Raw genomic sequence first — 13,988 nt, forward strand, 5'->3', positions numbered from 1 at the left:
GTAATTACCCTTTAACTTAATTACCCTTTAGTTTCCGGTTTCCGGGCCATGATAGCAAGAAATTGAACTAAATCCTGTCTCAAACGCGGGACGATTATGCAGGTGATCGCGAATTGCATCAATGCGATCCCGGACACAGCAACGATCCGGTAGACAAAAAACAAATCTTGCAGAAGGTACTCGAACACCCACAACACTGCCATCAGCGAGATGGAAAACAACAATGGAACGCGGATCGCGTTCAACACATCTGCAAAGGTGACGGGGCTGCCGTGCAGGGCATAGGCAAGTGCCGGCCCCATCATTATCAGTCCCATCACCGAAGCAGCAGCTGCCACGCCTGCTGTGCCCCAGACAAGGCCCAATGCAAATACAGGAACGGCTATCAGCATCTGCAGAACACCCCATTTCAGCATTCGATCAGCTCGGCCCAGAGCTATCATAGTCCATGAGCTGGCAATCGGGATACTCTGGAAGAAGGCAAGGAGTGCGAATAATTTGAACAAAAGCGCTACAGTGCTCCATTGCGGACCCATTACCAGCAAAATGATCTCGTCCGCCAAAATTAACATCACAACAACGGTAGGCATGGTAGCCAGTGCAATTACCTCTACCGACTTCAAGAAATAGCTTCGAAATGATGTTGCGTCATCTTGCAGTCGGCTTAGAGCGGGTATCGTAACAGCTGCTATGGGGCGCGAGAGTTGCCGCAAGGGTAGCATCAAGAGCCCGTAAGCGCGAGAGTAAGCCCCGAGTGCGTTGTCTCCTACATACCGTCCCACAAGCGCGTCATCGGCATTTCTCGTTACGTAGTTCACCAGATTAAACAAAGTAAGATTGCCACCAAAGCGCAGCATTTTGAAGCTACCGGCATCCATTTTGGGCCAACCAGGTAGCCAAGGACAAAACAAGAATGCAATTGTAGCAACGACAAAAGGTTGCGTCACTTGCATCGTCACCAGAGCCCATACCCCCATACCGTTTAAGGCGAGTGCTATTCCAATAATGCCACCTGTCAGAAGCCCGCCAACCTCGGCGATGCTTACAACCAAGAAATCCATGCGCCGCCGCAACAAAGCGATATGTTGTGCTCCCAATCCGGATGCAAGAATGCCAAGGGACAGCGTTGGTACGATCCTTTCCAGTGCAGGTGTTTCGTAGAACGCTGCCAATACTGGTGCGAGCAAGGCAAACACACATGCGAGAATGGCACTGAGCATGACGTTGAGACAGAACAATGCACTGACTTGTTGATGTGTAATTGTTTGACTTTGCAGTGTTGCCGTGGATAGGCCAAAATCTTTGATATGAGCAGAGAAACCAAGAAAAACCGTTGCCATTGCGACCAAGCCGAAGTCCCCAGGCGTCAACACCCGCGCCAGAACTGCCAAAACACCTAGATTAATCAGAAGCTTTACCAGCTGAGCCGAAAGCGTGATCGCACCACCACGCAGCGTGCGCTGCGATAGATTCTTAGTCTCGTCATCCACAAACAGGTCTTGGACTGTGCTTAAACGTCTCAATCAACAGGCCTTTTTAGTGCTGCCTTCTGATCAAGCGCGCTGATGGCTTCGAGCAGCAAGCTATGAAGCTTACTACTCAAATGGCGGCTGTCGAACTGCTCTCTCATGCGGCGTCGCCCAGCCTGGCCATATTTGCGCGCCAACTCCCGATCCAAGGCCAGTTCCCGCATTGCGACTGCCATCGTATCAACATCACCGATGGGCACAATAATCCCGGTTTCACCATCGTTGACCTGATCAATCAGTCCGCCGCAGGCAGACACGATTACTGGAAGGCCACAGGCTGAGGCCTCAGCAACAGCGACACCAAACCCCTCGACCGAACCATTTATACTTACGGAGTGATTTAGTAGAGCGTCACAGTCATACAGCACTTCCACAACATTTCTTTCGCTCATCACTCCGAGAAAGCGGACCTTCTCCCCTAAGGAAAGTGACGCGACAAGGCTTTCAAGGGCCGGCCGCTCGGGGCCAGCTCCGACAATAACCAGTTCTGCATCTGCGCCTTGGTCAAAGGCGCGCGCAAAGGCCTTGATCGATATATCAACACCTTTTTGCTTTACCAAGCGGGCCACGATCGCAAAGCGAAACAGTTTTCTTTGCCGCGTCGTTGCCGGTGTGAATAGCTCTGTTGGCACACCGCACGGAAGCAGGCTTACGTGCTGGGTAGGCATTCCAAAGCTTCTCAGCCTTTCCCGCTGATGTGAACCAACGACAATACAGGCGTGAAAATCTTTCAGACAGTTTCGGATGCTTTGGCGATACCAGCGGTTCTTTGTCAGAATTGTCGAAACATCAGTGCCGTGAAAGTGCAAAATAATTGGTATTCCGAGTTGTTTGGCAACTGGCAGCATATAAAGGCCAGTGTGACCGAAATGCGCCAGAATAACGTTGGACCTGTGCGATGAAATCACGCTCGAGATATGTTCTATTGATCTCTGGTCTGCAGCAAACAGGTTTCCGTCCACCAAATTGACAAACCGTTGGAGCCATCGGCCGGAGTCCGTGCGAATAATTGGCTTGGCATGTGCGCCAACATTCACACAATTATATCTCTGAGCCATCTGCTCTGCGAACACGCCTTGCCGCCAATGAACAACCTGTGCGTCAAACACTGGCATATAATCGATTTGTCTATAGACCCATGTTTGGCTCGGGGCCCCAAGTTCTGGCAGAACAACAGAGAGGCGTATCTTAGAGGGGGACAAAACAAACCACCTTTTGTACTTTATCTTAACACGGGTAACTGGCCGCCCCTGTAACGCAATCGGGCGGGTATCCTCAGCCTTTAATTTATTGCTCCGGTTCGTAGAAGAATTATTTCGGAATCGAGTAACTTTCAGAAACAATATTCCAAACAAATTACATTGTCTCAAGTGTTGTTTTGATTGCCCCGGACGAACCCGTACCCCACAAACTCAGCGTGGTGTATTAAGCCCTATCAAACATAGAAAAACACCCCTCGGTTACTACACGCCACAAAAAGAGACTGTGAACAAACGCTCAGCTGAACGGCTCCAGCAATCCGTCAGTTGAAAAAGGGCGCAGTATCAATTGCCAAAACTTCGCAACAGAACCTCACGCCGGTGTGTGGCGCAGATTCGGGAAAGCCCATTATTCACCGCCAATTTTGTTTTGCGGTCGTTTTTTAGCTATTTTGCGCACAACATTTTCAAGTTTGGCCTTCTTCAATTACACATGATAAGTATCCCTTATCATGTGTAATTGATTTCACCGGGAAAGGGGCGCAGAATGGGGCGCATGAGCACCCATGCACCCTATCTACCGGCTGCTTCCCCTGCCCTTTCCGTAGAGGATCAGGAGGCCCTCACTGACCTCTACGTGCGCGGCACTCCCGCCAACACTTTGCGCGCCTATGAGCGCGACCTACTCTATGTGACTGCCTGGAAAACGGCCCGGTTCGATCTGGCCCTGCGCTGGCCCGAAAGCGAAGCCACCGCACTGGCTTTCATCCTGGATCACGCCCGCGATCTCAGCGACGCCCCGTCCGATGACCACTCACGGCAGGTGGCAGAGGTGCTGATAGCCCAAGGGCTGCGCAAATCTCTCGCCTGTCCGGCCCCGTCGACGCTGGACCGGCGCATTGCGTCTTGGTTGGCCTTTCACCGCATGAAGAACCTTGAGAGCCCCTTCGGTAGCCCACAGGTTAACCAGGCCCGATCCAAGGCCCGCCGCGCGGCCGCGCGACCCCCTACCCCGAAATCCGCGCACCCGATCACCCGTGACATCCTAGAACTGCTGTTGGCCACCTGCCGAGGTTCGCGTCGGGATTGCCGCGATCGCGCCATCCTGATTCTGGGCTGGGCTTCTGGTGGTAGACGACGATCGGAGATCACCGGGCTGATGTTTGAAGACGTCTCGCTGAAGGAATTCGGCGAAAAAAGCTTGGTCTGGATCTCACTACTGGAGACCAAGACGACAGCCAAAGGTAAGACGCCGCCGCTGGTCCTCAAAGGCCGCGCAGCCCTGGCACTGGTCCATTGGATCGAGGTTGGACAGATTAAGAACGGGCCGCTGTTCAGACCAGTCTCAAAAGCGGATCGTGTGCTGAAACGCCGGCTTTCCCCGGACGGCATTTATCAGATTGTCAAACATCGCCTCCGGTTGGCCGGGTTGCCGGAGGACTTCGCCTCGCCGCACGGGCTGCGTTCGGGCTTTCTAACCCAAGCTGCGCTAGACGGCGCGCCCATCCAGACCGCCATGCGCCTGTCGCTGCACCGCTCTATGGCTCAGGCGCAGAAATATTACGACGATGTGGACGTTGCAGAGAACCCGGCAACAGATCTGTTGGGGTAGTTGCTTTGCCTACGAGCCGGCTGAGTCGTCTCACAGTCAGATGTATTCGAGAAACACCGTTTTCCTTTGCCACCTCAAGTTCGCACTTGGTGATATGACAGGATAAGGCGATTGTGTTACAAATTGCTGTTTGCCAATTAGCCCGCGAGGGCAAGCCTCCCTAGTCAAGCATTTTTGCTCGGGAGTACAGCGATGTGCCACGGGCTGTCGTATATTCTGAAAACTCTTGTTTAGTCTGATCCCGAAGTGTTTCAGACAGCAGGATCAAACAGACATTTGCCAGACATTCTGAAACTGTCGGAAAAGTCGTGACCGAATAGCGAACAGTCACCCCACTGCCCGCTTGCGTACCCAACCCAGAAACGCAGCATCCGGCTTCTTTAACCGCGGCGCGCCTGAGCGGATCCAAACCCCGCGCCATTCCGCTTCGAGCCCGTAGACATCAACACCGGGCATGAGACGGCGCGCCTCCTCCAGGGTCTCTGCATCCAGTAACGGCGGAGGTGTATCTGATTCGATCAGCCCTGCGCGCGGGGCAAACCGTATCAGGTCACCCGGATCCTCGCGCATTTCGTAATCGGGCAAGTGGTTCGCCTCGATCATATCACGGAGCATCTTGCGAAAAACACGACGCGGCGAGGCACTGCCTGACTTCTTCAAAAGCGTGTCCACCGAAATCGCCCAGCCAGACTGGCGCCCGCAATGTTTGCGCGCCAACTCGTAGATCCTCCGTTCCAGCGGTTTACGCAAACGAAAGTAATCGCGCGACAACGTAAGCACCGATTTCGACAGCACCGCCCGATATAACCAGTCGGACAGGGTCACCGTCACACTGGCCATCCGGCCTCCGCGGGTTTTACGCACAATCTCCCAGCTTTCGATCAAACCGAAACCGGTGGTGGTCTCTTCCTCTCCTGTAACGATGTTGGTGGTGATACGGGTACCCGCCAACCGTTCGAAAGCCTCGCGCAGCCGCCGGTAAGCATCACCGCTGGTCTCTCGGTTGGTTGCCACCAGCAAATCATGCGCCTTCAGCTGCAGCGTTCGACTGACCGTACGCCCCCCGTTGATCGCCGCCATAAGCTGACTGATGCAAAAAATCAGGATGTCCTTGTCATGGATTGTCGCCAGCCCTTTGACCGATGGCGTCACCGTGATTTGCACGCTGTTGTGCTGGTATTCCAGAATGCGGCGATCCGGACGGGTCGCTAGCGAGAACAGCGGGTGTTCCATACTGGCGAGATCATCCTTGGGGATCGCATCGAAAACATCGCAGACGAAGAAATCGCCCTGCTGCCTGCGGTCTGGAAGAAGTCCTCCTACCGTATCTGTGACTGCCCTGCCCATAGCCCTCTTTCCTGTAGCTCTCTTTCGGAGCCTTCGTGTCGAGCCGCCACCCGACTCGTTTTTTCGTGGTTTTAGTGACGCCTACACTAGAGTTATCCACATAGCCGCACAACGGGGGTTCAGAGTCACCAGATCGGGGTTTCAGAGTCATTATATCGGGGTTTCAGAGTCAGTATATAAGAAAAAAAACCAATCAGTAATTTGATTTTAAATGATAATTTTTGAAAAAGAGGAAACTGTAACAGCAAATAACACATAAATAACTCTAAAAGAAAGCTCACAACGTTCTACGATGCGTTATATTCGCACCACTACTCCCTTATTTTACTGAGAAAAAATCTATTTATGCGCATTTACCTTCCATGTGCCGTGTTTTTGGGTATCATAGCAAAAAGGCAATACATTGGGCGGCAATCACCATGGCTAAGGACGGAACTTCCCTTCCCCCCTATTTCAATATTGATCCGGATTCCGCGCTGGCAGATTTAGACTTACCCACAGGATCAGAGGACTTTGAAGCCATTGCTCAGGCTTGCGCTCAGGGTCGGGCCGATCTTGCGAGTCGAGGTTTGAACAGTGAAGGTCAAAAATCTTTACGCCTGTTTTCCACTTGGGAAATCACTCGCTATTTGATTCCTGTTGCCCAAGCACATTTTCGTCGCGTCCTAAAGCAAAACCCTGACCTGCCCCAAGGGCAATCCGAAACCGAAGGTGGTGCCAAGTGGTTCAGTCTGGATGAGGTGTTGCGGCTGCGTGCCTTCTTCGGTGTGCAGGGCTCAAAGTCAAAGAACTACCTGCCTTATCGACCTGAGGGTCAACCTGCCAAATTGGTTGCCGTGGCCAACTTCAAAGGCGGCGTAGGTAAGACATCCACTGCCGCGCATCTGGCGATGTCTGCTGCGCTTGATGGATACAAGGTACTTGTAGTCGATCTCGACAGTCAGGGCTCAATGACTTCGATCTTTAGTGGTCGTGTCGAAGATGAATGGCAAACGGCCTTCCCTCTGTTGGCACGTCACTACGGTGAATATCTACGCATAGAAAATCAAAGGCGTTTGGATCGCGGTGACCCACCGCAGCCGCTCGACGACACATTGAGCGCAGCGTTAGAAATGACCGCGGAAGATGTCATCCAAAAAACGCATTGGCCCAATATCGATCTGATCGGAGCACAGCTGAACCTGTACTGGGCCGAATTCCAAATCCCGGTCTGGCGCATGCAGGCGAGAGGATGGAAACTTTGGGATGCTCTTAGCGACCGGTTAGCCGCAGATGGCGTGCTGGAGAACTATGACCTTGTTTTCATAGATACCCCGCCTGCCCTAGGCTATCTGACTATAAACGGCCTGTCGGCAGCCGATATTCTGTTGGTGCCGCTTGGGGCATCTTTCCTAGAGTTTGACTCCACAGGACGGTTTTTCGACATGCTACATTCGACATTTGCCAGCATTGAAGATGGTGAGAACGTTGCCGCCCGCGCTTTAGGGCGACCTGAAATGGCCTTTGAGTGGGATGCAGTCCGCGCGGTCATCACAAGATATGACGGGGCGCAGCAAGGGGAGCTTTCGGCCCTAATGCAAGCTTATCTGGGCAAGACACTTTCTCCACACCGACAGGATTTCACCGCTTTGATCGGACAAGCTGGCGAGCAGGTAAGCGGGATTTATGAAGCCGATTATCGCGATTTTAATCGTGAAACCTATGCACGTGGCCGTGAAACATTCGACGCAACCTATGCTGCATTCAAGCGGTTGTTGATCGGCGTGTGGCGGCGGGATGAACTGGCAGCAAAACAGGCGGCAGAATAACGATCCCGGGACAAAACAATATAGGGCATGCGAGGAGAAGCAGAGATGGCAAAACGTAAGCGATTGACCCCGGCCCAGCCGAGCTATCTGGGCGCGGTGCCCGAGGCAAAACCTGCACCATTAGGAGCCAGTACGGCACCTATCGCACAGGTGGCCGGTGAAGCATCGACCGTAGCTGCGCTAGAGGAAGTTACCCAGGTTCTACAAAGCGCCCGAAAGGAAGGGCGTATGATTGAGTTATTGCCCTTGGCGGCGATTGATGAACGTCACTTGGTGCGTGACCGTCTGGAACAAAACGAAGAAGAAATGGCTGCGTTGCTGGACAGCTTGCGTGCGAGAGGTCAGCAGATGCCCATTGAGGTTGTGGCATTGCCGGATACAACAGGACCTCGTACCCATGGCTTGATCTCGGGGTGGCGGCGTCTGACAGCGCTTCGCAGACTTTATCAGGAAACCTCGGATTCCAAATTCGCACATGTGAAGGCGATGGTGATAACTCCGGATACCGCTCAGGATGCCTATGTGGCGATGGTCGAGGAAAATGAGATCAGAGTGAACCTAAGTCACTATGAGCGCGCCCGCATCGCCGTGCGTGCGATGCGGGAAGGGGTTTACCCAACACAGAAAGCCGCATTGCAGGGGTTGTTCGGCAATGCAACACGGTCAAAGCGATCAAAGATTGGTACATTCATCGTTTTGGTCGAAGCCTTTGATACATTTCTCCGTTTCCCGTCGGCAATCAGTGAAAAGCTTGGCTTAGCACTAGTTCGCGAAATGACTCGTGATCCGGGATTTGCCGATGCACTAAAATTAGAACTTCAGAACAGCCCCCCAGATAATGCCGAGGCCGAACTACAAGTTCTGTCATCAGCATTGGCTGAACGACCGGCGTCTCCCAAAACTTCGGCCGGTGCTAAACAACACGCCATCACTTGTCGACCTGTTTTGGCAATACCGGCTCGCGAACGGGTCGTCACCCACGTGACATCGGAAATCGAGATGCGCTTCACTCCCGATAAAGGGAGTATAGAATTGGTTGGCGATGCGGTTTCGGAGCAGTTGGCTGACGCATTGCAAGATTGGTTGCGGACTATGTGATGATCACTCAAATGTTTCGCGCGCGAAACATTTGAGTGTTTGAGATACCTGCAGCAGTCCAAATAAAGTTGCTGGGTATGATCGAGTGCTACTAAGAAGAAAACATCTGCCAAGCTTTAGCCAGCGGGGATTGTAGCTTCACAGATCAAAAGACCAGCTGCCCAAGCGCACTTCGATGTCGTGCTTTTACCCAACCTTAACAAGGCTGAGACTATTTTAGGGGGCCCGCCACATGCCGCGTTGCAAGATTCTCCGTAGCGTTCCGATCGTTGACTGAAGTTTCACCTTCAACGGTAAGGCCCGCCAAGGGCTAAACAAGTCGAGCTCCTTGAACTGAGTGTTCGGCATCCCAAGAATGCGATGCGCGAGCCGTCGACCCCATACGGAGCCTTTCTTACGGAGCAGGCCTTCTTGAGATTTGCCAATTTTCCACGGTTCGGCAACCGATGCAGTGAGGTAGCCTGCGGTGATGGCACCCTCGACGATGTCTTTACCCAGTTTGGTGCGTGCGACGATTAGGGAGAACCCCGGGTTTTTGCCATCTGGTTGTTCATACCAAGGGTCACCACAGGAGATATCAGCGAGTTCCCCTGACCCGTCGGGCCACAAATGAGTAGCCCAGGGGCGAAATTTCTGTAGATAAGCCCAGGCCTCATAGTAGATCAGACGTTCTCTGACTGGCTGATCCCCGTTACGGGTAGTGAAGTAGCCGGGCCAGCCATAGCCGCGGTAACGCAGGCTTTTCAAATTGGATTCTGCGACGCCAAAGCGCTCCATAAGGCTACGCGTTGCTTGCGTCGGCGGGGTTTCTGCGCAGAAGAAGGATAGCGTAACTCCAACTTTCTCAGCCAAGGCTGGTCGGACTTTCATAGCGTTTCGGGTCGCGGCCACTTCAACCGGCTTGCCAATAACTACGCATGGGTTGGGTGCGGCTTCGACCTGTCCCAATCCATCGCACACAGACGCCGGAGAGTAGCGAGAGCCTACCACGGCCAAAAGCTCTTTGCGGTCAAAGGACATTCTGGTTTTGTTGCGGATCGGGTCTTCAGGATTTTCACCGGTGTGCAACACTCCATGAAAGTCGCGCTGTTCAAGGCAATACTGTGCAATCGCTGTCAAAGCGCCGCCGGAGCTGCCTTTGAAGCGAATTTCCTCATCGGTGGCATATCCTTCCCAGATGCCGCTGATTGCACCCCAGTTGTTTTCGGTTGTTTTGTTAACGACAGGTTTGTAGTCATTACGGCGTTTCAATTCACCAAAATCAGTAAATACGGTCGGACAGACGGCAAGCATCTCTCTGGTTTTCTGACTGCTTATGGTTTCAGAAAATTTTGGGCGTGTGCCGACATGGTCTATATCTATCATGGTGACGTCGCCCTCGGCACCGATATACGAACACACGCCACAGCCCAGACAGAGCCGAGGGTCTGGGATACTCCGAACTTCGACTTTGGAGTTCATGATATTTCATTCACCGAACGACATAAAAGTTCTCAGTATTTAGGATGGGTTTTTCCAACCAATCAAGCCTTTGTTTGTCATAGATCGGAAGAAGTGAGAACTACAGGCCGCGCTAGGGTGGAGCCTTGGCGCAGACCGACTTTGGATTCCCAAAGTGGATGGTCCGTGCGTTCTTAGAACCTTGCTTTAGTTCGATTCCCGAACAGAGGGCAGCAATTCCTCTTCAACCCCCTCGGATATGATGTCTCTTTATACAGTGCACTGGGAACGGCCATATGAATACTTCATACTAACGATTCTAATGACACCCAGAGCCCCGACTGCAATGGGCCCGCGCGAAATTTTGGGTAACGTAGGAGGTGATAGCTTTGTTGGTTCAGGATCCATTGATCTCCGCAGCACCGCGTGTTTCACGGCTCAAAAACGAGCGGTGACCAATATGGGCGTCAAAAGGGGGCGGACGTCTGAATGGCCGCACCAAGGGCGGTATGAACACAAGCTGCACGCTGTCTGCGACAGTCAAGGACGCCTTTTGAACCTATTCGTGGCTGTCGGGTAGGTCGGCGACTATGTCAGAGCACGTACCCATCTAGGTAGTTCGTCAAAATTGGACTGGTTGCTCGGGGATCACGGTTATAACGCCGGCTGGCTCAGAGAAGCGTTGAAAGACAAAGGGATACGTGCCTGTATCCTAGGCCGTAAGCGGCACAATACAACGGTCAAATACGAAAAGCGGCGATATAAGCGCCGCAACCGGGTTGAGATTATGTTCGGAAGGCTCAAGACTTGGCGGCGTGTTGCAACGCGATATGACAGATGTTTCAAGGTCTACTTCTCAGACATCGCCTTAACTGCAACCCGTCATCTATTGGCTATGTGTCCAGACCCTAGTACGCACAGTTCCGGAACCATTAAAGATAGGACACGAAATCATTACATTTTAGTCGTGTGTGTCAATCTCAGTTTAGCTGATTTGTATTCATCCAATGAATAGTCCCATCTGAAAAACACTATGATGTTACTAAAACCGCAGACAGATTGGCGGCTTCCTTAATCAAGCGTGATAAGCTCCTTGTTCAGGAAAACTCGAGTAATCTCTCGACTTTTTTGCAAACGTCACTCAAAAAGACGCATGCAGGTTCGATAAAAATATGCGTTCGTCCGATTGATAAGCTATCCATGCGTCAATTGAGGTTCTCTTGATGGCGGAAACTACAAGAAATTCTGTCCCCACAGCGACAAACGCGGACAAAGAAGTCGCCGCGTATCGGATGCCTTTCGTGCTGCGTCTGCTCATTCTCTCATTGGTTGTTCCCTTCTTTTTTCAGATTGGTGTAATTCAAATGAGTATGTCTCGTTTCGTACTCACTCTTTGGATTGTGCCAGGGCTGATTATGTGGTTGCAAGGTCGAGCCGGGCGCATTCGTGTTGCCGATGTGGCGTTACTCGGGATGTGCTTTTGGGTGGCGCTCGGTTACTCCGTTTTGCATGGTCCGGGCCTCGCTTTGGAACCATCCGGAATTTTTTTCATTGAGACTATGGGACCCTATCTCGTGGCGCGCTGTTATATACGTAGCGCGGATGATTTTTTTGCAGTAGTTCGGATGTTGTTCTGGGTTGTAATGTTGATGCTGCCCTTTGCACTCTATGAAGCGATGACCAAGCAGAACATCTTGCTGGAGTTTGCAAACAGAGTGACGTTTTCCGGCTATGACGTTCCGAAAGACCCACGATGGGGGTTGGATCGGGTGCAGGGGGTCTTTCAGCATCCAATTCATTTCGGAATCTTCTGCGGCGGGATGGTTGCTCTGACTTACTACGTCTTAGGATATGGGGTTCCCTTGTGGAAACGTTGGTTCAGGACAGCCTTGATCACGGGAACCGCTTTTCTCTCCCTGTCTTCCGGCCCGCTGACAGCAATAATTGCACAGCTCGGGTTGATTTCTTGGGACTGCGTTTTGCACAGGATCAAACAGCGTTGGATCATCCTCAGTAGTGGCATACTTTCACTTGTTGTTGCGATTGAAATAGCCGCTAATCGATCAACGCCAGAAATTTTTATTTCTTTTTTTGCCTTTAACTCATACACAGCCTATGCCCGTATATTGATCTGGCGGTTTGGCGTCATAAACGTCCAACAAAACCCACTTTTTGGGGTTGGTCTCGGTACGTGGTATCGCCCTGAGTGGAAGAGCGGCAGTATGGACATGTATTGGCTGCAGCCTGCGGTGTTTAATGGCTTGCCCGCTGCCCTATTGTTGCAGTTGGCCTTTTTTGCGCTGTTTATTCCAATCATATTCAAATCCGGCCTGAGTGACCGTTCTTCCAATTATAGGATGGGCTATCTTGCCTGTATGGTTGGTTTTTACCTGGGAGGCTGGACAGTTCACTATTGGAAGGTCATCTACGTCTTTTTCATCTTTCTACTTGGTGCCGGGGCCTGGTTGCTTGATGATAACAAACAGGAAGAAAAAGATGCGACCCATCCGGAGGAGAATAAGACTACGAGTGGGGTGCTCAAATACAAGCGTGCTGGCAGTACCCCGCGATATACGCGTTATGGGCACAAGCAAGATTGAATCTGATAACTGTTTTTCCTATGCATGACCATCCTATACTTTCGATCATTGTCGTCAGCTACAACACCCGTGACGTTACTCTTGATTGTTTGCGCTCTGTTTTTACCGAAACTCGAGAAACCGAATTTGAGTTGATTGTTGTTGACAACGCTTCTTCGGATGGTTCCGCCGAAGCGATCAGGGCCGAATTTCCGCAAATTCGATTGATGACTCTTCAGGACAATCTGGGCTTTGCAGCAGCTAACAACCTAGCGGTAAAAGAAGCGAGTGGTAATTACCTTTTGCTGCTTAACCCCGATACGCTCTTACAAAATAGTTCCATTGACCGGCTGATGGCATTTGCCCGGCAACAGCCCCAGGCGCGTATCTGGGGGGGGCGAACATTGTTTGGTGACGGGTCCCTCAATCCAACTTCTTGCTGGCGAGAAATGTCTCTTTGGAGCCAGTTCTGTTGGGCTACAGGCCTATTGCGGATGGCTCCAAATAGCCCGATCTTTAACCCGGCGGCCTACGGCGGCTGGAAGCGCGACAGCGTGCGGCAGGTAGATATCATAACTGGGTGTTTCCTGCTCATAGCACGTCAGGACTGGGAGACATTGGGTGGGTTCGACAAGGCGTTCTTCATGTATGGAGAAGAAGCCGATCTGTGTCGACGTGCTCGTCGGGATCTGGGTGCCCGTCCGATGATTACTCCGCAGGCCGAAATCATTCACTATGGCGGATTGTCGGACACAGTCCGAGCGGCAAAGATGGAGCGCCTGATCCGCGCCAAGATCACATTTGCTGAAAAACATTGGAGCCCGCTGCGATCTTGGCTATGTCGTCAGATTTTTCGGCTATTAGTCTTGGTTCGCCTGACTGCCTACTCTTTGCAGGCGTGGCTGAAACAGAGTGATAGTGCACGATCCAATGCTGATACTTGGCTGCAGATTTGGCAAACCCGTAAAACTTGGCTGCAAGGCTACAGCGACGGTCACGATGACGGAAGCACGAAAACACCAAGTCCATGATATGCGCTCAGCCTGGGAAATAGCCTCTTTTCACCCCAACGATTGCAGGTGCCAATAAAATGTGGGGCAGGCATCATTGGTTTCTTTAAAAAATAGTGATTCACTGCCTGCAGGCTACGCAGTAAGGCAATTTGCCATTGAATTGTCTATTCGGGCAGAGTTAGGCGCATAATCGAATCGATTTGTCTGCGTCAACAACCCCAACCTTCTCTAAACTAGTATTTCTTACCCGGGAATGGCGGATTTCCGCCGTCACCCCTATGACGTAGGGTCATATTTTTGCCATTCTTCACACTCGATTGAATGTAATAGGAAATTTTTTTCTTAACAATCTAGTGTGTGCGA

At 51.8% G+C, this 13,988-nt stretch carries 9 protein-coding genes and 1 pseudogene; 6 read left to right on the forward strand and 4 right to left on the reverse strand.

Going from position 1 to position 13,988, the window contains the following annotated elements:
* Positions 1 to 20: 20 nt before the first annotated feature.
* Both DK510_RS22455 and DK510_RS22460 read right to left on the reverse strand, forming a co-directional pair.
* Positions 21 to 1,490: a lipopolysaccharide biosynthesis protein gene (locus tag DK510_RS22455; RefSeq protein WP_160116595.1), complete on the reverse strand. Its 1,470-nt coding sequence runs from the start codon at positions 1,488 to 1,490 to the stop codon at positions 21 to 23.
* Positions 1,491 to 1,519: 29 nt separating this feature from the next.
* Positions 1,520 to 2,638, reverse strand: a complete 1,119-nt coding sequence (locus DK510_RS22460; RefSeq protein WP_160116596.1) for a glycosyltransferase family 4 protein — start codon at positions 2,636 to 2,638, stop codon at positions 1,520 to 1,522.
* 646 nt (positions 2,639 to 3,284) lie between these two features.
* Between DK510_RS22460 and DK510_RS22465 the strand changes: the two genes are divergently transcribed.
* Entirely contained in the window at positions 3,285 to 4,340 is a 1,056-nt protein-coding gene (locus DK510_RS22465) for a tyrosine-type recombinase/integrase (protein ID WP_109314041.1), read from the forward strand.
* A 327-nt stretch (positions 4,341 to 4,667) separates the two neighbouring features.
* Here the strand turns inward: DK510_RS22465 and DK510_RS22470 are convergent, their stop codons facing one another.
* Positions 4,668 to 5,687 carry a replication initiator protein A gene (locus DK510_RS22470; RefSeq protein WP_109314019.1) on the reverse strand — a complete coding sequence of 340 codons (1,020 nt, stop codon included), beginning with the start codon at positions 5,685 to 5,687 and terminating at the stop codon, positions 4,668 to 4,670.
* A gap of 419 nt (positions 5,688 to 6,106) precedes the next feature.
* Between DK510_RS22470 and DK510_RS22475 the strand changes: the two genes are divergently transcribed.
* Together DK510_RS22475 and DK510_RS22480 are read left to right on the forward strand one after the other, a co-directional pair.
* On the forward strand, positions 6,107 to 7,495 hold the full coding sequence (locus DK510_RS22475; RefSeq protein ID WP_200833276.1) for an AAA family ATPase: 1,389 nt from the start codon (positions 6,107 to 6,109) through the stop codon (positions 7,493 to 7,495).
* Positions 7,496 to 7,540: 45 nt separating this feature from the next.
* Complete coding sequence (locus DK510_RS22480; RefSeq protein ID WP_109314021.1) at positions 7,541 to 8,593, forward strand: ParB N-terminal domain-containing protein; 1,053 nt, start codon at positions 7,541 to 7,543, stop codon at positions 8,591 to 8,593.
* 216 nt (positions 8,594 to 8,809) lie between these two features.
* On the opposite strand, the gene DK510_RS22485 is transcribed toward DK510_RS22480, so the two are convergent.
* Positions 8,810 to 10,054 (reverse strand): Coenzyme F420 hydrogenase/dehydrogenase, beta subunit C-terminal domain, encoded by a 1,245-nt coding sequence (locus DK510_RS22485; protein WP_109314022.1) that lies wholly within the window; start codon positions 10,052 to 10,054, stop codon positions 8,810 to 8,812.
* A gap of 449 nt (positions 10,055 to 10,503) precedes the next feature.
* Here DK510_RS22485 and DK510_RS22490 point away from each other — a divergent pair.
* The 3 genes and pseudogenes from DK510_RS22490 to DK510_RS22500 all read left to right on the forward strand — a co-directional run.
* Positions 10,504 to 10,929, forward strand: a pseudogene (locus DK510_RS22490) (IS5 family transposase); the annotation flags it as partial.
* 327 nt (positions 10,930 to 11,256) lie between these two features.
* Positions 11,257 to 12,633 carry an O-antigen ligase gene (locus DK510_RS22495; RefSeq protein WP_109314023.1) on the forward strand — a complete coding sequence of 459 codons (1,377 nt, stop codon included), beginning with the start codon at positions 11,257 to 11,259 and terminating at the stop codon, positions 12,631 to 12,633.
* Positions 12,630 to 13,643: a glycosyltransferase family 2 protein gene (locus DK510_RS22500; protein WP_234999214.1), complete on the forward strand. Its 1,014-nt coding sequence runs from the start codon at positions 12,630 to 12,632 to the stop codon at positions 13,641 to 13,643. Before DK510_RS22495 ends, DK510_RS22500 begins: the two co-directional genes overlap by 4 nt.
* Positions 13,644 to 13,988: the final 345 nt, after the last annotated feature.

The organism is Ruegeria sp. AU67, assembly GCF_900312795.1.
Lineage (GTDB): Bacteria > Pseudomonadota > Alphaproteobacteria > Rhodobacterales > Rhodobacteraceae > Ruegeria > Ruegeria atlantica.

Coding starts and splice junctions, on each gene's coding strand:
- DK510_RS22465 (WP_109314041.1), top strand. CDS start 3,285: ATGAGCACCCATGCACCCTATCTACCGGCTGCTTCCCCTGCCCTTTCC.
- DK510_RS22470 (WP_109314019.1), bottom strand. CDS start 5,687: ATGGGCAGGGCAGTCACAGATACGGTAGGAGGACTTCTTCCAGACCGC.
- DK510_RS22475 (WP_200833276.1), top strand. CDS start 6,107: ATGGCTAAGGACGGAACTTCCCTTCCCCCCTATTTCAATATTGATCCG.
- DK510_RS22480 (WP_109314021.1), top strand. CDS start 7,541: ATGGCAAAACGTAAGCGATTGACCCCGGCCCAGCCGAGCTATCTGGGC.
- DK510_RS22485 (WP_109314022.1), bottom strand. CDS start 10,054: ATGAACTCCAAAGTCGAAGTTCGGAGTATCCCAGACCCTCGGCTCTGT.
- DK510_RS22495 (WP_109314023.1), top strand. CDS start 11,257: ATGGCGGAAACTACAAGAAATTCTGTCCCCACAGCGACAAACGCGGAC.